The 23,155-nt window shown below is 58.8% G+C and carries 20 protein-coding genes, 1 tRNA gene and 1 other RNA gene; 14 read left to right on the top strand and 8 right to left on the bottom strand.

Going from position 1 to position 23,155, the window contains the following annotated elements:
* From ACD584_RS18500 to ACD584_RS18465, 8 genes are all read left to right on the top strand, one after another.
* On the top strand, window positions 1–717 hold a 717-nt coding region (locus tag ACD584_RS18500; RefSeq protein ID WP_139328358.1), incomplete at its 5' end, for a hypothetical protein.
* Window positions 718–769: 52 nt separating this feature from the next.
* A complete protein-coding gene (locus tag ACD584_RS18495; protein WP_175611525.1) occupies window positions 770–937 on the top strand; it encodes a hypothetical protein in 168 nt (55 codons plus the stop codon).
* Between the two features lie 173 nt (window positions 938–1,110).
* Window positions 1,111–1,566 (top strand): toxin-activating lysine-acyltransferase, encoded by a 456-nt coding sequence (locus tag ACD584_RS18490; RefSeq protein ID WP_081391579.1) that lies wholly within the window; start codon window positions 1,111–1,113, stop codon window positions 1,564–1,566.
* Window positions 1,556–2,683: a protein adenylyltransferase SelO family protein gene (locus ACD584_RS18485; protein ID WP_139328357.1), complete on the top strand. Its 1,128-nt coding sequence runs from the start codon at window positions 1,556–1,558 to the stop codon at window positions 2,681–2,683. Before ACD584_RS18490 ends, ACD584_RS18485 begins: the two co-directional genes overlap by 11 nt.
* On the top strand, window positions 2,676–3,539 hold the full coding sequence (locus ACD584_RS18480) for an HlyD family efflux transporter periplasmic adaptor subunit (protein ID WP_175611524.1): 864 nt from the start codon (window positions 2,676–2,678) through the stop codon (window positions 3,537–3,539). The genes ACD584_RS18485 and ACD584_RS18480 overlap by 8 nt, the downstream gene beginning before the upstream one ends.
* The gene (locus tag ACD584_RS18475) at window positions 3,536–5,680 is read left to right on the top strand and encodes a peptidase domain-containing ABC transporter (RefSeq protein ID WP_076036065.1); all 2,145 of its coding nucleotides are present in this window, start codon (window positions 3,536–3,538) and stop codon (window positions 5,678–5,680) included. The genes ACD584_RS18480 and ACD584_RS18475 overlap by 4 nt, the downstream gene beginning before the upstream one ends.
* A gap of 40 nt (window positions 5,681–5,720) precedes the next feature.
* Window positions 5,721–6,608 (top strand): hypothetical protein, encoded by an 888-nt coding sequence (locus ACD584_RS18470; RefSeq protein WP_139328356.1) that lies wholly within the window; start codon window positions 5,721–5,723, stop codon window positions 6,606–6,608.
* Between the two features lie 21 nt (window positions 6,609–6,629).
* Window positions 6,630–7,403, top strand: coding sequence for a hypothetical protein (locus tag ACD584_RS18465; RefSeq protein WP_139328355.1), 774 nt, complete (start codon window positions 6,630–6,632; stop codon window positions 7,401–7,403).
* A gap of 91 nt (window positions 7,404–7,494) precedes the next feature.
* On the opposite strand, the gene ACD584_RS18460 is transcribed toward ACD584_RS18465, so the two are convergent.
* The 3 genes from ACD584_RS18460 to ACD584_RS18450 all read right to left on the bottom strand — a co-directional run bounded on the left by ACD584_RS18460 (window position 7,495) and on the right by ACD584_RS18450 (window position 11,856).
* A tRNA-Leu gene (locus tag ACD584_RS18460) sits at window positions 7,495–7,581 on the bottom strand.
* A 143-nt stretch (window positions 7,582–7,724) separates the two neighbouring features.
* A complete protein-coding gene (locus ACD584_RS18455) occupies window positions 7,725–9,962 on the bottom strand; it encodes a beta-glucosidase (RefSeq protein ID WP_076036064.1) in 2,238 nt (745 codons plus the stop codon).
* A 124-nt stretch (window positions 9,963–10,086) separates the two neighbouring features.
* On the bottom strand, window positions 10,087–11,856 hold the full coding sequence (locus ACD584_RS18450; RefSeq protein WP_076036063.1) for a M14 family metallopeptidase: 1,770 nt from the start codon (window positions 11,854–11,856) through the stop codon (window positions 10,087–10,089).
* A gap of 462 nt (window positions 11,857–12,318) precedes the next feature.
* On the opposite strand from ACD584_RS18450, the gene ACD584_RS18445 reads away from it, so the two are divergent.
* Window positions 12,319–13,884, top strand: a complete 1,566-nt coding sequence (locus ACD584_RS18445) for an oligopeptide:H+ symporter (RefSeq protein ID WP_076036062.1) — start codon at window positions 12,319–12,321, stop codon at window positions 13,882–13,884.
* Between the two features lie 7 nt (window positions 13,885–13,891).
* Complete coding sequence (locus tag ACD584_RS18440) at window positions 13,892–14,500, top strand: rhomboid family intramembrane serine protease (protein WP_011036598.1); 609 nt, start codon at window positions 13,892–13,894, stop codon at window positions 14,498–14,500.
* A gap of 206 nt (window positions 14,501–14,706) precedes the next feature.
* On the opposite strand, the gene ACD584_RS18435 is transcribed toward ACD584_RS18440, so the two are convergent.
* Window positions 14,707–14,907, bottom strand: a complete 201-nt coding sequence (locus ACD584_RS18435; protein WP_012438794.1) for a hypothetical protein — start codon at window positions 14,905–14,907, stop codon at window positions 14,707–14,709.
* A 215-nt stretch (window positions 14,908–15,122) separates the two neighbouring features.
* Here ACD584_RS18435 and ACD584_RS18430 point away from each other — a divergent pair, with 215 nt between their 5' ends.
* From ACD584_RS18430 to ACD584_RS18420, 3 genes are all read left to right on the top strand, one after another.
* The gene (locus ACD584_RS18430; RefSeq protein WP_075285834.1) at window positions 15,123–15,407 is read left to right on the top strand and encodes a GNAT family N-acetyltransferase; all 285 of its coding nucleotides are present in this window, start codon (window positions 15,123–15,125) and stop codon (window positions 15,405–15,407) included.
* A gap of 38 nt (window positions 15,408–15,445) precedes the next feature.
* Entirely contained in the window at window positions 15,446–16,282 is an 837-nt protein-coding gene (locus tag ACD584_RS18425; RefSeq protein WP_175611523.1) for a DUF3298 and DUF4163 domain-containing protein, read from the top strand.
* A 64-nt stretch (window positions 16,283–16,346) separates the two neighbouring features.
* A complete protein-coding gene (locus tag ACD584_RS18420) occupies window positions 16,347–16,847 on the top strand; it encodes a MarR family winged helix-turn-helix transcriptional regulator (protein ID WP_011036602.1) in 501 nt (166 codons plus the stop codon).
* A gap of 65 nt (window positions 16,848–16,912) precedes the next feature.
* On the opposite strand, the gene ACD584_RS18415 is transcribed toward ACD584_RS18420, so the two are convergent.
* A non-coding RNA gene (locus tag ACD584_RS18415) (sX9 sRNA) lies at window positions 16,913–16,988 on the bottom strand.
* 80 nt (window positions 16,989–17,068) lie between these two features.
* A complete protein-coding gene (locus ACD584_RS18410; RefSeq protein ID WP_175611522.1) occupies window positions 17,069–19,267 on the bottom strand; it encodes a M3 family metallopeptidase in 2,199 nt (732 codons plus the stop codon).
* Between the two features lie 173 nt (window positions 19,268–19,440).
* Here ACD584_RS18410 and ACD584_RS18405 point away from each other — a divergent pair, with 173 nt between their 5' ends.
* Window positions 19,441–19,926: a glutathione peroxidase gene (locus tag ACD584_RS18405; protein ID WP_011036604.1), complete on the top strand. Its 486-nt coding sequence runs from the start codon at window positions 19,441–19,443 to the stop codon at window positions 19,924–19,926.
* Window positions 19,927–20,085: 159 nt separating this feature from the next.
* Here ACD584_RS18405 and ACD584_RS18400 read toward each other — a convergent pair whose 3' ends face one another.
* Window positions 20,086–20,865 (bottom strand): ferredoxin--NADP reductase, encoded by a 780-nt coding sequence (locus tag ACD584_RS18400; RefSeq protein WP_012438788.1) that lies wholly within the window; start codon window positions 20,863–20,865, stop codon window positions 20,086–20,088.
* Window positions 20,866–21,082: 217 nt separating this feature from the next.
* Window positions 21,083–22,960 (bottom strand): ABC transporter ATP-binding protein, encoded by a 1,878-nt coding sequence (locus ACD584_RS18395; protein WP_070692755.1) that lies wholly within the window; start codon window positions 22,958–22,960, stop codon window positions 21,083–21,085.
* Window positions 22,961–23,155: the final 195 nt, after the last annotated feature.

Below are 23,155 nucleotides of genomic sequence, written 5' to 3'. Positions count from 1 at the left end.
ATGGATCGGTTGATTCAAGTTAAATATGTACTTTGCCTTGATGAGGACAATAAGTTAACACCTAACACAGTGCAACGTTTGGCCGGGTTGCTGGATCACCCCTCAAATTCGCCCGGTATTGATGGTAAAGGCGTAGCGTCGGGTAACGGTATAGCTGTGTGCCAATTAATCACTGAGCAATCTAGTGCCTCACGGTGGCGTTTTTCCCGTGCCTTGGCTGGTGCCACTATAGTCCCACACCGTCAACCTTATCCTGTGGGGAATTTTCTATGCGATTGGCTTGGTCAAGCAAAATACAACGGGAAAGGAATGTACGACCCCCGTGTCTACGATGTGGTTTGTAGGGTGCTTCCAGATGAGGTCATTCTAAGTCATGACACGGTGGAGGGCGCCTACTTAAGAGCTGGGTTCGTGCCACACACAGCTATTACAGAGCATATTCCTAGCTCGCATCAAAGTATTTTAGCTAGAACGGAGCGCTGGATTCGGGGGGATGTCCAGAATATTGCTCTTGTTTTAGCAGGATTTATTGGTCGGGATTTCTCAAAAAAAATTGCCGAAAATGTCGTTGGTAGGAATCTACTTTATATTTTACCAGGCAATTCCGCTTGCTTCAGTTTTGCTTGCATTCCCACTAGCTGCTACTTTAATGTTGCAGTCAAGTCGTTTTTCGCCCGTCTTCGCTTTTCTAATATTTGCAATAGGAAGTTATTTTAGGGTTTTAGAAAACATATCGAGAGATGTTAACAGGCTTACATGGACGCAAGCGTTGGATATTTATCCTGCATATCTCGGGAGAATTCATGTTGCTATTATGCATCGTTTAATTATTGCTCCCGGAGTTTTTTTCGCGGCGTTTGGGGGGGGCTTTCTTGGCATGCTGGAGGTTGGTGCGCGGAAAGCGGCTTTTGAAGTGGAGGAGTATGGCTCTGGTTGATGCCAATCAAGGTTCCAGTGGGCTCTTGATTTGGCCATCTTTCGTGTTTTGTTTTGGAATTTTGGTTTTTGGCATGCTACGGGGTCTCTCACCCCTAAATCTTGTTGTCATATCGATGTGGTGCCTGCTGCCTTTAGCAGATAAGATATTCCTGGCAAAAGAATAGGCTGTTAATGGAACTTCCTCGTTTGGACGCGTTGCATAGAGAGCTGGGTTATGCTGCCTTCTTAAATGCCCGTATATCTGAACGCGCTACTTATCCAATTGGCGCATTACGAGCCTGGATAGAGCCAGCCATATTGATGCGACAGGCGCGTTTCGTCTTTGACGAAGCAGGGCAAGTAATCGGCTATTACACTTGGGCATATTTCGCGCAAGATATTGCAGAGCGATATATAAAAAAGGATCTGTTGGTCTTAGAGTTGGCTGAGTGGTGCGAGGGAAATTCCCTGTGGATCATTGACTTTGTCGCGCTAAGTGGTGCTGTAATGAAAGTAGTACGTGCATTTTTATCGGATATGAATGGTTGCGCCGATTTTAATTTCTTGAGTCGCCGTCGGAATGGATCTGTTCACCGCTCTATGCGCGTTCAAGGGAGGCGAGTGACAGAGGTGTTCAATGCATATTGATCTGGCCTGCTTAAAAAGCACGCCACTTTTCGTAAGTGTCGCGGCGAGGCAGGCTGAGGTTAAGTCCGTTGTATGGTATGACAAGGCATTTGCCCACAGAGAGGGCGCGGTGGATATTTCAGTGGAGAAGTGGTTGGTTGATACCTTCGCGTTTAAAATATGCACTCCTCCTGAAATTAGTCACGCTGAATTTCTTGTTGACGCCTACGGTTCGACCGGGATAGCAAATTACGGGGGTAGCGGTCGTGCAGGGGTCATAAATGGTTATCAGGTAAAAGGAATTGGTGTAACTCCATTTGTAGATCCTGATGCGGACTGGACGCATTCACATGGTTCTCTGCTTTTGCAAGAGGGGGTGCGGGAATTAGTATTTTCTCGTGTTGCCGCTGAGTTATTTCCATTTGGGGCGATTGAGTCTGTTGCACTGATAGAATTGCAGCAAAATATAACTGATGATACTGGGTGTTCTCAGCGTACCGCATTATTAGTTCGTCCTTTCGAACTCCGGCCATGCCATTTCCAAAGAGCACTTGGTTTTCGTCCAAATCAAATAAATTTGCGCCATTTGGATGATGTGCTCCGTGTGAAATCTTGTGTATCCATGGCTGCTCGTAACTGTCCTGCCGTTATATCAGATTTCGCGCGCCGTCTTGGTGCTCAGATTGCTACTATGTATAGGCTGGGATGGTTTCATGGCGGCGTGTATTCCTCCAATTTTTCTGTGAGTGCCAAGCTCATTGATTTCGGATCTTCAAGATTTATAATTGATCGAGAGCCGAGAAGCTATTCTCAGCATGGTCCGAAGTTTGGCGAAGAGATGCAGTTCGCTAGCATGCTGCTGAGGTCGTGGTGCTATTATTGGAACCGCTACGCGATGGGTCATAACATTGATTTTAACGTTCTGATTCGCGAGCTTTATTGCGGTTACGAAGAGCAGCTTCTGACTTATCCTTCACCAACTTTGGGTGAGGTGGTTGGTATGTATACATGGGAATATCTAAACTGGCGTATTGATGATCTTCTGGCTGGTCCTTCGATCAAGTTTGGCGAGGCTGTTGACATGATGATTGCTGAAATGGTGGGTAATGCAAGAAAAAGGATTGCGGAGAATGGTTGAGAAACTTTTCCGCGATGATTTTATTCGCCGATCTACTGACTTTGCTGGGCGCGTCAGTATTCCTCCAAACCGTGCCCTGATGTTAACATCAATTGCATCGCTCGCTGTCTTAGTTCTGGGGGTAACCGCTTTGATATTTTTGAAGCAGCGAGTGACGGAGCATGCGACAGGTTTTATTACGGTTAATGCAAGTCGTATTGCAGTTGCGTCATCATTAGCCTCGGAAGTGACACTTGATAGTATTTTCGTCAAAGAAGGTCAGCGAGTTGTTCCTGGCAACTTGCTCGCGCTTGTGAGTGGGCCCGATCTTCGATCGCATCCAGTTTTAGAAAATCGCACAAACCTTATCGTGGTTGTAACGCAAGCAGATCATGGCAAACCAAATACAGCCGATCTTGTAAGCGCTTCGGATGGCTTTGTGGATCGAGTTATTGCGAGGCCAGGCCATAGAATACAGCCTGGTGAGGCTATAATGACGCTTGCGCCAGACCTTAATAAAGTTAAGGTCGAAATGCTTGTTTCAAGTCGTGTTGCATTAAGAACTGTGGCCAAAGACCGGTTCTACGTGAAAGTTGATTCATATGCTCTTCGCGAACTCGGGACTATTAGCGCAAGCGTTGAGGGTGTTTCGGCGTATGCGCTTACTCCGTTAGAGATAGTGAACCTCTATGGGGTCGCTCCACCTAGTGAAAGTAAGTTTGTGCTTTCCCTCTTGCTTGATGATTCGCGTCTTCAGTATATAAAATCAAAGTTGAAGCCGGGGACTAGTATTGATGTCCAAATTCCATTAGAGGAACAGTCTCTGCTTTCTTGGATAACAAATTCATTAGTGAGCAAGAAGGATTCTGCAAAATGAGTTCAGAAGCAGCTTGGGATCAGGCAGATTTACTCAAATTTGGCTGGCGCCGGCCTATCCGTGCAATAGTGCAGGGTCAAAATTCTGAGTGTGGTCTCGCATGCGTAGGGATGATCGCGAACTATTACGGATCTCGATTAGATTTAGTCGATTTGCGTAAAATGAATAGTAATAGTGCGCGAGGTATGTCCTTAGCCGCGCTCACGGATCTGGCAGGGGAGCTTGGCTTGCATAGTCGAGCGATTCGAGTTGAGTTGGATGAAATTGCTAACGTTCGATTGCCGGCCATTATTCACTTTGATGCCAATCATTTTGTTGTCCTTGAGCGCGTTCGTAGTGGTAAATATTATATAGTAGACCCTCAGAGTGGCGCAGTTCGGATGACGAGAAAGAATTTCTCACCAAGGTTTACTGGTATTGTCATGGAATTAATGCCTGTAAAGAATTTTACACCTTTTCAAGGTGTGGGTAGTTCCTCTTTGCTGTCGCTCTTCGGTAGTGTCAAGGGTGTTCGATCTAGCCTAACATGGCTTTTTTTATTGGCGCTTGCACTAGAGGTCACCGTGCTGGTGTCCCCTTTGTTCGTTCAGTCGGTAGTGGATACTGTCATCGTTAACCACGATGAATCCTTGCTTGCAACTATTGCTATTGCTTATTTTCTACTTCTGACAATACAGATATTTATATCCTCCGTCCGTACGTGGTCAGTAAACGTGGTCAGTACGTCCCTGTTATTAGGGTGGTCTGCTAACGTGTTCAGGCGGTTACTTCGTCTCCCTAATGGTTACTTTGAATCCCGTTCACTTGGAGATATTTCTTCAAGGTTCGGTTCGCTAGCAGACGTTCAACAAGCTGTTTCAGTTGGTTTGTTGGAGGCCGCGATGGATAGTTGCGTTGCAGCGCTGACACTTGCGGTACTATTTCTTTACGATCCTCTGCTTGCATGGATCGTACTTGCAGGTGTCTTATCCTATATTTTGCTTCGACTGGCGGCATTGCGGGCCATCATGGATAATAATATCGATGTCATCTCTGCATTAGCTCGCCAAGAAACGAATTTTATTGAATCTGTCAGGTCGGTCGCTCTTGTTCGACGAGGTAACAAACAAGCTTTTCAAACAGCCAAGTATGTCAATCATCTTAATGAATCGCAGCGCAAGAACTTGGATCTGCAGGCGTTGCAGACGTTGTTTAGTGGCGCAGGTTCTCTGCTCTTTGGTGCTGTCAAGATATTAGTAATCTTCTTGGGAGCCAAACAAGCCATGCTGGGGTCGCTTACTGCTGGTATGCTGGTTGCATTTATATTTTATGTAGACCAATTTACAGGGAGAGCATCTAAATTGGTCGATTTCGTCATAGGACTTAGAGTCGCAAAAGTTCATATTGATCGGGTTTCTGATATTACTTCAACAGCGGAAGAGGGGTTTTTGGAAGGCAGCTACAAAGGTCCTCTTTTTAACGCCGACGTGGAGCTTGTCAACGTGTCCTTTCGCTATGGCCACAACGAGCCTTGGTTGCTGCATGGACAAGATCTACATGTTGCCAGCGGTGAGTGCATTGCGATATGTGGTCCTTCTGGAGTCGGCAAGTCCACCTTGGTCAAAATTCTCTCAGGTGATTTAGACCCACTAGCGGGATCACTCAGGTTAGGTGGAATTGATATTCAGAAAATAGGAAAGCGCAGGTTCCGGGAAATTGTGTCTACAGTGACACAGGATGATAATTTGATGTCCGGTAGCATTACTCAGAACATAACTGGCTTTTCCCCTGAGCCTGATGATGAGTTCGCAATGGAATGCGCTCGTGTTGCAGGCGTTCATGATGAAGTCATGGCCATGCCTATGCGATACGAGACTTTGATCGGTGATTTGGGTGTGCTGGTATCCGGTGGTCAGAAACAGCGCCTTTGTTTGGCCCGGGCGTTATATCGTCGGCCGCGTGTGCTCATCTTGGATGAAGCTACAAGCCATCTGGATCCCGCGACGGAAAGCAAAGTTTCGGCGGCACTGGCTGAGTTGAATTGTACGCGTATTCTGATTGCTCATCGATCTGAAACCCTTATTTCTGCTGGAAAAGTGATGTTGTTGAATTATGGTAAGCTCCAGCCTTTAAATAAGAGCCAAGCCTTTGCCGAACTATAGGGCTAGCCCGTAGCTTGATGAAGTCTATATAGAATTAATGATGCGCAAGAAAATGTCTGTCGGTCTCCTGATTTTGGTTTTAGCAGGTGTATGCTTTTGGAATTTGCAAAGGCCTGAGGCAGATACTGTCCAAGTCGGGCCTTTGCAGATTATGAGCGAACAAGATGATAATATCAGCGTAAAAGCTACAGAAAAAAGAATCCAACTTTCATCAAAGGTGAAAAAAGAGGGTGGTGAGAAGGAATATCAGTTTTTGCAAGACTGCCTTACATATGCAAGATTCAGTGTCATTTTGAATAGGCAGGCAAAAGATCCTCAGTCTTTATTGAATAATCCTGAGAAAATCAATGAATTGCCAGTACGCCAGCGTCTTACTTTTAGAGAAAGGATTGATTTGGTAAGGCGGATGAAGTTGCAGTGTGAGTCTTGGAATGCAACTATAAGTCCTAAAGAGGCCGCAGTATTGATGTATGACGCAGCGCTCGAATCAGGGCGGCGCGGAGATTTGAGAGCTTCAGCGTGCTTTGTTATGGCTCCTTGGTCGACCCCGCCAGAAAATTCTCCGGAAGCTAAGGCCTTTGAAAATCTATATCACTTAAATGCTCGGCAGCTTGCAAATGATGCAATCAAAGCAGGTAGTTGGCCCGCAGCTTTGGCTGCTTATAATTCGACACGCGAACAGCATGGCGTTAGAACGCTGATTGGTTATAGCCAGGAAGAGCAGTACCAATTGGCCCGCCTTCTACAAATGGGTACGGCTGACCCAGACTTGGCGACTAGTTTATCTTATGAGTCGGCTAGGCTTGGTGCAGGATTGAATGCTGGCGTTATTGTAAGGTCTGATGAGTGGGCAAGGAAGATGTTTAATGGTGCATTTGGCGGAAAGGCAATGACTGATGATGATATTCGTGAAAATTGCGGAAATTGAAATAAATCAGGAGGAGGTGTTATGCGAATTTTGACGCGTGATGAGATGGACCAAGTATTTGGTGGGCAATCCAGCGGCACCGTAGCAACCTCGTTGCCAACGGTAAAAGTAACGGGTGTAAGAGTTGCATCTGGCAACTATTTCACGGGTTCCGATTTTGGTGGTGGATACCAAAGTTACAATGAATATTCATCTGGTCATTCTGGCGGTTCGCATTCGCGTGTTTATCCGGCGATACCTCCTTCACAGTTGCCTTCTTCCGATAAAATGCGTTGCAGCGTTAATGCAGCAGCAGCGGCAGCTGGATTGGCCGGTATGGAACCTGGCTGGGGCATGACTATTGTGAATAGTTATGGATATCAAAATGTAAATGCCGGCGCTCAAGGTTACAAGGATATTCAACTATATGAGGGGCGTGTTACGGCTATTCCTAACACGATGATAGAAATTCGTGGTTTGGCTCAGCCTACTGTTTGGAACGCAGGTGGAAACAATTGGACAGGTGGTACAGTTACAATCTATGCCGCAGCGTTTGAGGCTCTTTCATCTGGATTTCGGTCGGCTGCCTATTATGATTCAACCGGAACATTAGTTTCATCAGGCACAACAATTGGTGCTGTCGATTTGATGACTCATTCTGTGTTGGTTGCGGCGCATGAAGCCAGGCACACATGGCAATTCAAAAATACTGATGCCTCTCAGTGGTATGGGACTAACAATGAAGCAGATGCGGAGACGTATGCACTTAAAGTGCTGGACAGCTATCGGGCTGGCAACAAGGGGAACTGCAATTGAACTAAATATGAGTGGTAGCTCCTGACGTTTCTGGGCTAGCCACAAAAAAACCCCGCTTCAGCGGGGTTTTTTTGTGCTTTGCCGTGAGTCGTGGTGCCCAGGAGAGGACTCGAACCTCCACGAAGTTGCCCCCGCTAGCACCTGAAGCTAGTGCGTCTACCAATTCCGCCACCTGGGCGACTCAGGGGGCGAATTGTGCAAGTTGTGCGCGAAGCTGTCAACGCATCTTGCACAAATTCTTCGTGGTGGCTGGCGCCTGCCTGCGACTTGAAAAACACGGCGTGGCTGACGCGCGCCTTGCGTGCCCGCTGCCACACCGGTTTACGGCAGCTGCGCCGCCTGCAAGGTGACCTCCGCACTCTGCACCGGTTCGCTCGCCGAACGCGCCAGCTGCACGCGGTAGGTGCCGGCCGCGATGGTCCAGTGACGCGCCTTGGCATCGAAGTCGGCCAGCGTCTTGGGTTCGGCGATCACCTGCACGCTGCGCTTTTCGCCGGGCTTGAGCGTGAGCTTCTGCCAGCCGATCAGGCGCAGTGGGGTGGCGTGACCATCCGGCAAGGCGACGTAAAGCTGCGGCACGGCGGCGCCTTCGCGCTGGCCGATGTTTTCCACTTCGAAGCTCGCGGTGAGCTGGCTGCCATTGGCTTCCACGCGTAGGCCGCCCATGCGGAATTGCGTGTACGACAGGCCGTGGCCGAACGGGTAACGCGGGGTCAACTTGCGCGCGGCGAACCATTTGTAGCCGACGTTGGCACCTTCGATGGCGTAGTCGATGCTGTCTTCGCCCGGCTTGGCCGGCTTGAAGCCCAGGCCCGGAATCGAGGGACGCGGCAGCTGCGATTCGTCCACCGGCCAGGTCACCGGCAGATGGCCGGAAGGATTGACCTTGCCGGTCAGCAGGTTGGCGATTGCCTCACCGCCGCCGATACCCGGATACCATGCCTGCAATACCGCCGGCACGCGCTCGGCCCACGGCATGCGCACCGGGCCGTTGGTTTCCAGCACCACGGTGGTCTTGGGGTTGGCCTTGGCCACCGCTTCGATGAGTGCGTCCTGGTTGTCGGGCAGTTGCATGTCCGGCAGGTCCACCGATTCGGCGGCCCATTGGGTGGCGAACACGATGGCCACATCGGCGGCCTTGGCCGCGCGTGCTGCGGCAGCGCGGTCCTTGCCGTCGACATAATCGATCTGCACGTTCGGCAATGCGGCGCGCAGCGCCTGCAACGGCGAGGACGGATGGATGATCACCGGGCCAGGCCAGGTGGTCGGGGTGAGGCCGGGCACCGCGTTGCCGCCGTTGATGGTGTAGTCCACCCGCGAGGAACCGCCGCCGGACATCACGCCCTTGTCGGCGTACCCACCGATCACCGCGATGCGGCGCACGTCCTTGGACAACGGTAGGGTCGCCTGCTCGTTACGCAGCAGCACGCTGCCTTCTTCGGCGACATGCTGCGCGGCCAGCAGCCCGGCCTTGCCGTCGATCGGCTGGCGCTGGGTTGGGTGATCGAACGCGCCATGCGCGAACAGGCTGCGCAGCACGCGCTTGACCATATCGTCGAAGCGCGCGCGCGGCACCACGCCGGCCGACACCGCCATGCGCAAAGGTGCGTCGAAGAATACCGCCGCATCGAACACTTCGCCGGCCGATTGTTGATCCAGTCCGGCCAGCGCCGCCTTGGAGCCGCTGTGCACGCCGCCCCAATCGGACATCACGTAGCCGGGGTAGTTCCATTCCTGCTTGAGTACCTGGTTGAGCAGGTAATCGTGCTCGCAGCCGTAGATGCCGTTGATCTTGTTGTAGGAGCACATCACCGATGCGGGGTCGCCGATCTTCAATGCGATCTCGAACGCCAGCAGGTCCGACTCGTGCATCGCCTGCTCGCCGATCTGCGCGCTATGGAAGTTGCGCCGCGTTTCCATATCGTTGAGCGCGAAGTGCTTCATCGTCGACAGCACGTGCTCGCTCTGCACGCCGCGAATCGATTCGCCGACCATGGTGCCGGCCAGCAGCGGGTCTTCGCCGGCATATTCGAAATTGCGCCCGTTACGCGGGTCGCGCTGCAGGTTGACGCTGCCGGCCAGCAGCACGTTGAAGCCCTGCTGCCAGGATTCGCGGCCCATGGTCTTGCCGCCGGCATAGGCCAGCTGCGGATTCCAGCTCGAGGCGATCGAGGGGCCGGATGGCATCGCGGTGGCGAAATCGCCTTTGCGAATGCCGCCGGGATTGGTCACGCCCACGCCGGCATCGGCCAGCTGCTGCGCCGGAATGCCCAGGCGCGGGATGCCGGGCACGTAGCCGGCCGAGCCCAGCGCGCCTTCGGGCTTGGGAATCTTGTCGGTGCCCAGGCCGAAATAGCTGCGCAGCATCTGGAATTTTTCGTCTTCGCTCATCTGCGCCAACAGGCGGTCGGCGCGCTGGTCCGCGTTCAACGCGGTATCCATCCACGGCTGCGCTGCAGCGGCGGGTTGTGCGCTGAGCGGGACGGCAAACGCGACGCTCATCCCGAGTGCAATGGCGAGCGTGAGGCGGCGTGGTGTGGCGCGTGTAAACGTTTTCATATCGGGGTGTGACACGGGGTGGTCCTTGTGGTGCGGTTGCAATCAGGGGAGGGCACCGCAGTGCCCAAGTTCGAATGGCGCGCGTGCGCGCCGAATCAGGGGGTTGCCGGAATCTGGCGCGGCATCAGAACTGCGTCTGCTCGGTGCGCAACACCGGATACAGGCGATAACGCTCGTCCCAGGAAGAATGCCGGCGGGCGAAGAATTCCAGGCGTGCTTTCGGGTCGGCCGCGAAGGCAGCATCGCTGGCCAGGCGCTGTTCGAATTGCGCTTTCACTGCCGGGTCGCGTTCGAGCATGTCGCGGGCGACATCCTCGGCGACGTAATCCTCCATGTATTCCTTGCGCTCGAATGCGGTGTTGAACAGACCCCATTGCAGTAGCGAATCGGGTGCCTGCGGTTCCAGCATCGCCATCACCAGGCGCGACTTGGCCTGGGCGATCGGGACGAACAGCGAACCGGCTGGCACGCTGCGGGTTTCATCGCGCCATTGGCCGGTGATGTCCAGGTTTTGATGGCCTTCGTTGGAGCGTGCGGCAAACGTTGCCTTGTCGGCGCGGAAGCTCTGTACCGGATGGGTGCCAGCGGTGGCGATGGTATCGAAGGCGATCCCGTGCAGACGCAGTTTCTCGGCCACCAGGGCAGCTTGCGCGGCAGGTACCAGATAGCCGCCGCGTGGCGCATCGACCACCACGTCGGGGGTGATCTGATCGCGCAACGGCACCTTCCAAATTTGCGGGCTGGTCTCGTCGTAGCGCGTCATCAACGCGCCGGAAATCGGCGAGGGCGTGCGTGTGTAGGCATAGCCGCGGAACGCGACGGTGCGCGTGCCCGGGCCGGCCGCGTAGCTCAACGGCTCGAGATGACCGGCCAACGCGCTGGCGCGCCGGTCGGCGGCATGCGCGTCGGCCAGCCAGTGCGTGCCGTGCCGTGCGGCCTGCTGCAATACCGAGACGATGGCGTTGCGGGTCACCCGCACGCGCACCGGGTACTGCTTCCACGAGTGGGTTTCCACCAGCATGCCGAAGCGGTTACGCAGCAGGAAATAGCCGTGCGAGAACCGCGGCGGCGACACGTCATCAGCGAAGCCCGAGCTGGGGTCATCCTCGCGCACCAGCGACGGGTAGTACGGCAGTGGCAACGAACCCTGCCTGGCCAGATCGGCAATCACCGCATCACGCCAGCGGGTGCCGTCCTTGCGCAACGCCGCGTCGCCCGCGTGCACCGGTTCCACCTGCACCGACACATCGTGTTCGAACTGCGCGCCATCGGTGGCGTGCAGGTCCACGTACATCAATGGGTCCCACTGCTGCACCAGCTGCAGCATCGCCTGCATCTCCGGCGCGTCGGCCTTGACGTAATCGCGGTTGAGATTGAGGTTCTGCGCGGTGGTGCGCCAGCCCATCTGTTCGGGGCCGCGCTGGTTGGGACGGTTCCAGGCGCCGAAGCGCTCATGGCCGTCCACATTGAACACCGGCACGAAGATCCACACCACCTTGTCGAGCACCCCTTTGCCGGCGGTGCCATCAAGCAACTCGCGCAGGGCCAGGAAGCCCGCGTCCTTGCCATCGATCTCGCCGGCATGGATGCCGCCTTGCACCAGCACCACCGGCAATGTGCGCTGCGCCGCGCTTGCCGCATCCAGCGCGCCGCTGGTGGACACCACCAACGCCTTCATCGGCCGCCCTTCAGGCGTGGTGCCGAAGCTGATGCAGCGCACCGCCTGCGGGTAGCGCTGCGCGAATGCATCGCACAAGGCGATGACCTCATCAAAGCGGCCGGTCTGCACAAAACCGCTGCGCTCGGCCAGGGTGGTCAGCGGCTCGGCAGTCAGGGCGGCGGGGGCAGAGGTGAGCAGCAGCAAGCTCAGGGCGAGGCGGGTGAAGCGGGGCATCCAGCGGTCCGGTGTTCCAGGAAAACGTTTGCAATGTAGCCGAGCCAGGGTGGCAGGCCAATCTGCACTGCGTCAAAGTCTGCAACTGCGACATAGTGGCGTGGTCGCGTTCGCTCGGGCTTTTTGGCCTGTTATTCGGCTCAATCAGCAACGGGTATCTGGCATGTGGTCTGCCGCCACGGGGTGCGGTTGCCAAACGCGCAGTGGCCGGCCGCCACGCTTGCAGGCCGTCGACCACATACTGGTGCGGTGCGATCAGCGCGCAACGCTGCGCGGCCAACTGCGGCGGTTGCATCACCCGGCACGCCACTCCTGCCGCTGCATCGGTTGCCCCGCCGCCACACCCACGCAAGTGCTGCAGCCTGCGGCCCGTTCCGGACCAGCAACCCAGTGCCGCGCGATGGCGGGCAACAGGCCGCCGCCGGTACGATAGGGCTCGTTTTCTGCTCGACCGGACTGCCTTTGACGACCTCCACCTTGCCGGCGCCCGCCGCCGATGCGCGGCTGCCGCGCCAGATCCCCTTCATCATCGGCAACGAGGCGTGCGAGCGTTTCAGTTTCTACGGGATGCGCAACATCCTGGTGCAGTTCCTGATCACCTCGCTGCTGCTGCAGGAGGTTGGCGCGCCGGAGCGCGATGCCGAAGCCAAGCACATCCTGCACAGTTTCATGATCGGGGTGTTCTTCTTCCCGCTGCTGGGCGGCTGGCTGGCCGATCGCTTCTTCGGCAAGTACACCACCATCATCTGGTTCAGCCTGATCTACTGCGCCGGCCACGCCTGCCTGGCGTTGTTCGAAGACAGCCGCAGCGGGTTTTTTGTCGGCCTGGGCCTGATCGCGTTCGGTGCCGGCGGCATCAAACCCTTGGTGGCCTCGTTCATGGGCGACCAGTTCGACCAGTCCAACAAGCATCGGGCCAAGGTGGTGTTCGACGCGTTCTACTGGATCATCAACTTCGGTTCGCTGTTTGCCTCGTTGTTGATCCCGTTGGCGCTCAAGCACCTGGGCCCGTCGTGGGCATTCGGCATTCCCGGCATCTTGATGTTCATCGCCACGGCGGTGTTCTGGCTGGGCCGCAAGCGCTACGTTCGGGTGCCGTTGCCGCCCAAGGACCCGCATGGGTTTGGCGCCGTGGTGCGCAGTGCGTTGCTGGCGCATGCGCCGGGCCAGGGGCGCCCGGGCCTGGCACTGGCGGCGATCAGCGTCTTGCTGGCGCTGGCCTGTTTGGGATTGACCGAGCAGCTAGGCCTGGTGATCTGCCTGTGCATGGCGCTGGTGCTGTTGCTGGCCGGCATCGGCGGCGGCACGTGGTGGCAGCTGGAACGTGCCCGCGGCACGCATCCGGATGCGGCGGTCGATGGCGTGCGCGCGTTGCTGCGGGTGCTGGTGATCTTCGCGCTGGTGACGCCGTTCTTTTCCTTGTTCGATCAGAAGGCCTCCACCTGGGTGTTGCAGGGCCGCGAGATGACGATGCCGGCGTGGTTCACCGCCTCGCAGATGCAGGCGCTGAATCCGCTGCTGGTGATGCTGCTGATTCCCTTCAACAACCTGGTGCTGTATCCGTTGCTGCGTCGCCTGGGCTGGGAGCCAACCTCGCTGCGGCGCATGACCAGCGGCATCGCCTTCAGCGGCGTGGCGTGGATTGCGGTCGGTGCGATCCAGGTGGCGATGGATGGCGGTGAGCCGATGCACATCGCCTGGCAGATCCTGCCCTACGCCTTGCTCACCTTCGGCGAAGTGCTGGTGTCGGCCACCGGGATCGAGTTTGCCTACAGCCAGGCGCCACCGTCGATGAAGGGCGTGGTGATGAGTTTCTGGTACCTGACCACCACGGTCGGCAACCTGTGGGTCCTGCTCTCGAATGTGGCGGTTCGCAACGCTACGGTGACCTCGCATATCGCCGATACTGGGCTCAGCGAAACGGCATTTTTGATGTTCTTCTTCGCGGCCTTCGCGTTCCTGGCAGCACTGGCCTTCGGCCTGTACGCGCGCCGGTATCGCATGGTCGACAACTACCGTCCTGCCTGAGGTCTGCATGATTACCCTGATCCTGATCGCCATCACCGGCATCGTCTCGTGGATGGCGTTCAACAACCGCAAGCTGGCCGACCGGCTGGTGTTGTGGCCGCCCGCCCTGGACAAGCACAAGCAGTACGACCGCCTGATCACCTACGGCTTCATCCATGCCGATCTCGGGCACCTGGTCTTCAACATGATCACGCTGTTCTTTTTCGGCCGGTACATCGAAGACGTGATGACGCGGCTGACCGGCAGCGTGCTGACCTATCCGCTGTTCTATCTGGGCGCGTTGATCGTCTCGATCCTGCCCAGCTATCTGAAGAACCAGAAGAACCCGAACTATCTCAGCCTTGGCGCATCGGGCGCGGTGTCGGCGGTGTTGTTCGCCTTCATCCTGCTCAAGCCGTGGACGATCATCCTTGTGCTGTTCATTCCGGCGCCGGCGATCATCTATGCGGTGTTCTACGTGGGTTACAGTCTGTGGATGGACCGCCGCGGCGGCGACCGCATCAACCACAGCGCGCACCTGGCGGGCGCGGCGTTCGGCGTGATGTTCATGCTGATCATGGAACCGCGCGTGCTGCAGGTGTTCCTGGAGCAATTGTCGAACCCGCGCTTCGGTTGAGCAGGCGGGTCTCGCCGCAAGGTGCTTGCGGGGCGTGACACGGGCTGGCGTGATGAGCGCGCTGGCCGATGTGCCTGGCCTGCGTCACGCCGAAAGTGCAGGTGTTGAATGATGTGCCTGCCCGGCGTTCGCTGCGGCTCGGTCGCCGCAGCGTGGTCGGGTTGGGCAGGGCGCGGCCCTGCAGTGTTGCGATCAGCGCAAAGGCCTCAGGCCGCGTTGCGCTCGTGGTCGATCAGGCTGCCGCTGCCGGACACGGTGCCGTAGGCCTGCTGCAGGCGCTCGTAGACGGTGTCGTTGAGCTGGGCGAATTCCTGGCCCTGGGTGTTGCCGTTGATGGCGAACTGGAACAGGCCTTCCAGCAACGAGCTATCACTCTCTGCGCCGTGTCCTGACGAATCGTTGTTCATGCTGTCGCTCCTGGCGGGTAGGGCGAAGGCGCCGGTGCGTCGCTGCCGAGCAGCTGTTGCGAGCGCCTTCGCGTTGGCTATCGGCGTCGGCGCGGCGAACTTTAGCCCCGCCGCAGCAGGCTGGGCAGCAGGTCACGGTGTGGCTTGTCTTTCACGCAGACACGGCGCGCCGCTGGTCAGAATTGGTACAGAAAATAACGCCGGATCAAGATCAGATGGATGCCGCACACCTGCACGTGACGCACGACGCCGCCCATCAGCGGTTCACGGTCGAGCTCGATGGCAACACCGCCGAGTTGGCCTACGAGCAACAGGACGCGGTGCTGACCATCACGCACACGCGGGTGCCGGACGCCATCGGTGGCCGCGGCGTGGCTGCCGCCTTGGTGGAGGCGGCATTGAGTTTTGCAGGTGAGGCGGGGTTGAAGGTCATCCCCGCCTGCAGTTATGCCGACGCCTACATGCGCCGGCATCCGCAATTTCAAGCGCTGTTGGCCTGATCGTCAGCAGCCGGGTGTCGTCAGGGGAGTAGGTGGGAATGCGGTGGTCGAACGTAGGTGGTGGGGTGCAGGGCTTGCTGGTGCTGGCGCTGTTGGCAGGTTGCAATCAGCAAACGCCGGAGGCCGCGCAACCTGCGGCTGAGCAGGCACCGGCCGCGGCCGCCGAGCCGGCAGTGCAACCGGTGGCAGAAGGGCCGCTGCAGGATGTGATCGAACACGCGCCCGCCTACATGGTTGGTATCAGCTACCCCCCCGGGCTGGAGGCGCATCCCGAATTGCAGGCGCTGATCCGTGGCTATGCGCAGGACGCACGCAGCGAGCTCATGCAGGCAGTGTCGGGGCTGGGCAACGACAAGCCCGCTGTCCCGTACGAGCTATCGCTGGCATTTGAGAAGGTGCTGCAGAGCGCCGATCTCATCGTGGTGTCGGCCGACGGCAGCCGTTATACCGGCGGTGCACATGGCGAACCGCTGGTGGCGCGCTTCGTCTGGCTGATCAAGGAGCGCAAGCAGCTCACCGCGCAGGCCCTGATTCCGGATCCGGCCGGCTGGGAGCAGATCGGGCAGGCGGTGGCGCAGCGCCTGCATGCGGCCGCCGAGCAACGCGTGGAAGCGGACCGCGTGCCGGCGGAAGAGCAAGCCGAACAGGTGGCCTCGGCCGATCGCATGATTGCCGAGGGCACTGCTGCACAGGCGGATAACTTTGCGCAGTTCGTGCCGGTGTTGAATTCCGCCGGCAAGATCAGCGCACTGCGCTTCGTGTTTCCGCCGTATCAGGTGGGCCCGTATTCGGACGGCACGCAAACGGCCGAGATTCCCGCCGCAACATTGCTGACATGGGTAGCGCCGGAATATGCACATCTCTTCGCACGCTGATACGTGCACGCGCCGACGATGTGTTTGAATGGTTTAGCCATTCAGTAATGTAATCAACGGTGCCATGAGTAGCTTTGATCCAACCGCTAAACGCGTCGACCACACTTGCGAGCGTTACCCGCCTTTTCCCCGGGAGCCGGCCGTCCTGGTGCGGCTGATCAAGCACCTCTACAAGCGGCTGCACACCCAGGCCTGCGTGCGGCTCAAGCCGCATGGCATCAGCCCGCCGGAGTACGAAATCCTGATGATGTTGTATGGGACGCCGGGGCAGGCAATCACGCCAACCGAAGTGGCAGAGGCGGCCAGTGAGAAGCCGGCCAACATCACCCGGCTGACCGATCAATTGCACGAGAAAGGGCTGATTGCGCGCGCCAGCAGCCCGGACGACCGCCGCAAGATCACCTTGACGCTCTCGCCGGCTGGGCTGGCATTGATCGATCGGCTGTTGCCGGAGGCCTGCACCTTGCTGGATGCGGAGACCGCGCAGATCAGCGAGGCCGAGCAGGTGCGCCTTGAGAAACTGCTGAAGAAATTGCTCGCTGGCGTGGACGCAGTCGAACAGTAATCGCTGCTTGCGGGCTTCAAACGACAATGCCGCCTGGCAGTACAAGGCGGCATTGTTTTTAGAGCGGCTAACAAAAACGTAGCGAGCAGCCGTCAGGTGGGTGCGGACGGCGCGGAGGAACCGGAGTGTACGTGGGCACATGCCGATTCCGAGCACCGGCCGCGCCCGCCTGGCGGCTGCGCAGTCGTTTTGATCGTTGCTCTTAACCGAATCTCAAGCCGTTACGGCTTGGACTGCGGCGCTTCCGGCGTGGCGCCGTCGCCACCCTGTGCGCTGAGGCCGCGCTTCTCCAGCAAGGGCTCGATCTGCGGCGCATGCCCGGCGAAGTTCTGGAACAACTCCATCGCATCCACGCTACCGCCGCGCGAAAGCAGGGTCTGACGGAAGCGGTCGCCGTTGGCGCGGCTCAATCCGCCGTGCTGTTTGAACCACTGCTGCGTATTGGCATCCAGCACTTCCGACCAGATATAGGCGTAGTAGCCGGCCGCATAGCCGCCCATGATGTGGCTGAAATACGGGGTCTTGTAGCGCGGCGGCACCGGCGGGTAGGCGATGCCGTCATCGGCCAGCGCCTTGGCTTCGAACGCCATTACGCCTGCGGCGTCCGGAACCTGGTTGGCGCTGATCTGGTGCCAGTTCTGGTCGAGCATGGCCGCACCCAGATACTCGGTAGTGGCAAAGCCCTGGTTGAACTTGGACGCGGCAATCACCTTGTCCAGCAATGCCTGCGGCATCGGCGTGCCGTTCTGATAATGCTTGGCGTAGTTCTTCAGGATCGACGGCTCGTCGGCCCACATCTCGTTGACCTGCGAGGGAAACTCGACGAAGTCGCGCGGCACGCTGGTGCCGGAGAAATACGGGTATTTCACGTCCGAGAACATGCCGTGCAAGGCATGGCCGAACTCATGGAACATGGTGGTCACCTCATCCCAGGTCAGCAGCGTCGGCTGGCCGGCCGGCGGCTTGGGGATGTTGAGGTGGTTGGCCACCACCGGCTTGAAACCGGTCAGCTCCGACTGCGAGACGTAGGAATTCATCCAGGCGCCACCGCGCTTGGATTCGCGCGCATACATGTCGGCAATGAAGATCGCCAGCTGCTTGCCGTCGGCGTCGAACACGTCATAGACGGTGATGTCGTCGCGGTAGGTGGGCAGGTCGGTGCGCTGCTTGAAGGTCAGGCCGTATTCCTGGTTGGCTGCGTAGAACACGCCGTTTTCCAGCACGTTCTTCAGCTCGAAATACGGCTTGAGCTGCGACTCGTCGAAGTTGTACTTGGCCTGGCGCACTTTCTCGCTGTAGTACGCCCAATCCCAGGCTTCCAGCTTGAAGGTCGGCTTGCGTGCGGCCTTTTGTTCCTTGTCGATCATCGCCTGCAGAGCGGCAGCTTCGCGCTTGGCGTTGGCCACCGCGGCCGGTGCCAGTTTGCCGAGCATCGCGTTGACCGCTTCAGGCGTCTTGGCGGTCTGGTTTTCCAGCGAATACGCAGCGTACGTGGGGAAGCCCAGCAGCTTGGCCTTGTTGGCACGCAGGGTCATGATGCGCGAGACCAGGGCGGTGTTGTCGTACTGGCCGCCATGGCTGCCGCGCGACACCGAGGCGTCGTAGATCTTCTTGCGCAGCTCGCGGTTCTTGAGCTGGGTCAGCGGCGGCTGGCCGGTGGTGTTGAGCAGGGCGATCACGTACTTGCCGTCGAGCTTGCGCGCCTTGGCGGCTTCGGCGGCCGCGGCGATCTGCTCGTCAGACAGGCCATCGAGCTGCTTGACGTCATCCACCACCACGGCGGCGGCGTTGACCTCGGCCAGCACGTTCTGGCTGAAGGTGGTGCCCAGGTTGGCCAGCTCGGCGTTCATGGCCTTGAGCGTGGTCTTGTCGGCATCGGACAGCTTGGCGCCATCGCGCACGAAATCGCTGTAGTAATTCTCGACCAGGCGCACGCCTTGCGCATCCAGGCCAAGCTTGCTGCGCTGGTCGTGCAGGGTCTGGATGCGCGCGAACAGCTTGCCGTTGAGCGAAATCGCATCGCGGTGCGCGGCAAACTTGGCCGAGTAGTCGGCCTGCAGTTTCTTGCGCGCATCGTTGGTGTCCGCGCCCACCAGGTTGAAGAACACCGTGGTGGCGCGATCCAGCGTGGCGCCGCTCTTTTCCAGCGCAATGATGGTGTTGTCGAAGGTCGGCTTGGCCTTCTGGTTGGCGATCGCGTCCACTTCCTTCAACTGCGCGGCCATGCCGGCGTCGAAGGCAGGCGCAAAGTCGCTGTCTTTGATCTTGTCGAACTGCGGGTAGTGCAGCGGCAGCGTGCTGTCGGCAAAGAACGGGTTGGCGGTCGCGGTCGCCTGGGTGGCGGCGGGTGCGGCGATGCTGTAGGACGGCATGGCAAGTCCCAGGGAAGCGGCCAGGGCAAAGGCAAGACGGGTGGTCAAGAGCGTTACTCCAAAGTGCGAACCGCCGAGGCTAGCGCAGCCGGCCGGGACAGGCGTGTGACAAAAGGCATGGCCGCCAGGCAGACGCGAGCGTGGCGCGACATCGAGGTGGGACATTTCCTGGCTGTGGGCGGCGCTGCGTTAGGCTTGCGGTTTCCGTTGCGGACCTGCCGATGACCACGCTCTCCACCTACCAGTTCACCGACCTGGACGGTCAACCCCAGTCGCTGGCCGAGTACGCCGGCAAGGTGGTGCTCGTGGTCAACGTGGCCTCCAAATGTGGTTTTACGCCGCAGTACGCCGGCCTGCAGGCGCTGTGGCAGCGCTACCGCGATCGCGGGCTGGTGGTGATCGGGTTTCCCTGCGATCAGTTCGGTCATCAGGAGCCTGGAGATGCGGCGGACATCCGCCAGTTCTGCTCGCTGGACTACGCGGTGGATTTTCCGCTCGCGGCCAAGGTCGAGGTCAATGGCAGCGGTGCCCACCCACTGTGGCAATGGCTCAAACACGAAAAACGCGGCGTGCTGGGCTCGGAAGCGATCAAGTGGAATTTCACCAAATTCCTGATCGGCCGCGATGGCAGTGTGCTGGAGCGCTATGCGCCAACCACCAAGCCGGAGGCGCTGGCGGCGGATATCGAACGCGCGCTGGGCGCTTGAGTTGGCAGGCTGCTGCCAAACCGTAGGAGCGCCCTGGGGCGCGATGAAGCGTTACTGGGAATGCTCCGTCGCGCCCGGGTGCGCTCCTGTGACGACGCGACGTGCCGGCGAAGCCGCCAGATAAAACTCCGCACCGCGCGGGGTCTTCGCGTGGTTGCCTTACTTCTCGACGAACGCGCGCTCGAACACGTAATGCCCGGGGGTGCCGATGCGCGGCGAGGTTTCAAACCCACGTGCGTCGAGCAGGGTGCGCAGGTCGGCCAGCATCTGCGGGCTGCCGCAGATCATGAAGCGGTCGTTGGCCGGATCCAGCGGCGGCAACCCCAGCGTCTGCTGCATGCGGCCGTCGGCCATCAGCTCGGTCAGGCGGCCCTGGTTGGCGAACGCCTCACGCGTGACTGCCGGGTAATACAGCAGCTTGTCGTGCAGGAGCTCGCCCAAAAATTCATGCTGCGGCAGCTCGCGCTCGAAATAATCGCGGTAGGCCAGGTCTTTTTCGAAGCGCACGCCGTGGGTGAGGATCACCTTGTCGAAGCGTTCGTAGGTTTCCGGGTCCTTGATGATCGACAGCCACGGCGCCAGGCCGGTGCCGGTGCCCAACAGGTACAGGTTGCGGCCCGGATGCAGGTCGCTGATCAGCAGCGTGCCGGTGGGCTTCTTGCCCACCAGGACCTTGTCGCCCGGCTGGATGTGCTGCAGGCGCGAGGTGAGCGGGCCGTCCTGCACCTTGATGCTGAAGAATTCCAGGTGTTCTTCCCAGTTGGCGCTGGCAATGGAGTAGGCGCGCAGCAGCGGCCGCGTCTCGGTCTCCAGGCCGATCATCACGAACTGACCATTCTCGAACCGGAAGCCGGCATCGCGGGTGGTGGTGAAGCTGAAGTAGGCGTCGGTCCAGTGGCGGACCTCAAGCACCGTTTCGGCGCCGAAAGCGGAAGACATGCCGTTTAGTGTCGTAGTGAAGAGTGCCCGCCGATTCTACCTCAAGCTGGCCAAATGAGATGAACTCTCATTTGGCCGGCAGTTGGGAATAGGGAATCGGGAATCGGTGCAGTGAGCGAGTGGGCCGGACACGTTGGATCAGCACGCTCAGTCCCTCTCAGCCGCGGGAAGCTGCGTCTGACCATTCCCGAATCCCCATTCCCGATTCCCGCCCCAATCACCGATACCCCGCCGCCTGCAGCTCGAACAGCTCCGCATAGCGCCCGCCTTGTGCCATCAGTTCGGCGTGGGTCCCGCTTGCTTCGATGCGGCCATCGGCCAGTACCAGGATGCGGTCGGCCATGCGTACGCTGGAAAAACGGTGCGAGATCAGCACCGCGGTGCGGTTGTCTGACAGTTCCTTGAAGCGCTGGAACACCTCGAACTCGCTGCGCGCATCCAGTGCGGCGGTGGGCTCGTCCAGGATCATCAGCTGCGCATCGCGCATGTAGGCGCGCGCGATGGCGATCTTCTGCCACTGCCCGCCCGACAGGTCCACGCTGCTCTTGAAGCGCCGCCCCACCAGTTGGTTATAGCCATCGGGCAGGCTGTCGATCAGCTCGGTGGCCATCGCGCGTTGCGCGGCGGTGCGGATGCGATCGGTGTCGTCCATCGCATCCACCTGGCCTACGCCGATGTTCTCGCCGATGCTCAGGTGGTAGCGCACGAAGTCCTGGAAGATCACGCCCAGATTGGCGCGCACATCGTCCAGGTCGTAATCGCGCAGGTCGTGGCCGTCGAGCAGGATGCGGCCTTCGTCCGGGTCGTACAGCCGCGCCAGCAGTTTCACCAAGGTGGTTTTGCCGGCGCCGTTTTCGCCGACCAGTGCCAGCACTTCGCCGGCGCGCAGCTCGAAATTCAGATGCCGCATCGTCCAGTGTTCGGCCTCCGGGTACCGGAAGCCCACGTCCTCGAACACGAAGCCCTGGCGGATCGGCCGCGGCACCGGCAGCGCGTTCGGGCGCGAGCGGATCTCCGGCACGATGTTGAAGAACGAATACAGATCGTCCAGATACAAGGCTTGCCCGGCGACCTGCGAAAACCCGATCAACAGGCCCTCCAGTAATTGCCGCAGGCGCAGGAAGCTGCCGGCCAGGAAGGTCAGATCGCCGATGCTGAAATCGCCGCGCACCGTGCGCCAGGCGATGTAGCCATAGGCCGCGTAATAGCCCAGCGTGCCCAGTGCCGCCAGCAGCGCGCCCCACAGCGCGCGCTTGCGCGCCAGCGCGCGATTGGCCTGGAAGAACTTGTCGGCCAGCCGGCGGTAGCGCGTAATCAGAAACCGGTGCAGGTTGAGGATCTTCACTTCCTTGGCGGTTTCGACGCTGGCGCCGACCTGGCGCAGGTAGTCGAGCTGGCGGCGCTCCGGGGTCCACTGGAAGTTGAGCGAATAGCCCAGCGCATTGAAATGCGCCTCGCCGATGAAGGCCGGAATCAACGCAATGGCCAGCAGCACGATCAACCAGGGCGCATACACCAGCAGGCCAACCGCCAGGCTGGCCACGGTGATCGCATCCTGCACCTGGCCGAACAACTGGCTCATCAGGTTCATGCGGTTCATGGTCTGGCGGCGTGCGCGATCCAGCTTGTCCTGCCGGTCGGGGTCTTCGAAATCCTCCAGATCCAGCTGCGCGGCGTGTTCCATCAGCCGCACGCTGGCCGCGTTGTTGAACAACTCCGACAGCAAGGCATCGGCGTAGCCGACCAGGCGGCCGAGCAGGTCCGAGCCGATCGCCAGCGCCAGTTCCAGCGCCAGCAACTCCAGCAGCCGGTTGAGCCGGCCGCTGGCCAATGCCTGGGTCAACGAATCAAATGCCGGCGGTTGGCCCACCAGGTGGATCGCCTCGTCGATGATCAGCTTGCCGATGTACAACGTGGCGATCGGCATCAACGCGCGCAACACGCGCAAGCCGATGCTGCTGGCGCTTAACCAGCGGCTGGTCTGCCAGATCTGGCGCAGGAAGGGCGGCAGGTTGCGCAGCGCATCGAAGCGCTCGCGCAGGGTGGGGCCGGTACGGGGGGCGGGCGCGCTGGCGCCGGGTCGGGATGCTGACATGGGCATAGTGTGCCGGGGGCCGCGTGCGCTGGGGGTGTTGGGCGCCACAGCGGAGCAGGGCGGCCGTACGTTGCCCCCGTGCCCGCGATCAAGCGCGGCGCCGCGAGTGCCCACGCGCCACGCAATCGCCGCGTGCAACGCTGCCTTCTTCTGGCTGCGCCGGCCTGGCCGGCGGTTTGGACTAAAATGCCCGGA

It is taken from the genome of Xanthomonas sp. NCPPB 2922 (genome assembly GCF_041520885.1).
GTDB lineage: Bacteria > Pseudomonadota > Gammaproteobacteria > Xanthomonadales > Xanthomonadaceae > Xanthomonas > Xanthomonas campestris.
The sequence above is the reverse complement of the archived record's forward strand: the minus strand, read 5'-3'. Positions and strand labels throughout refer to the sequence as shown.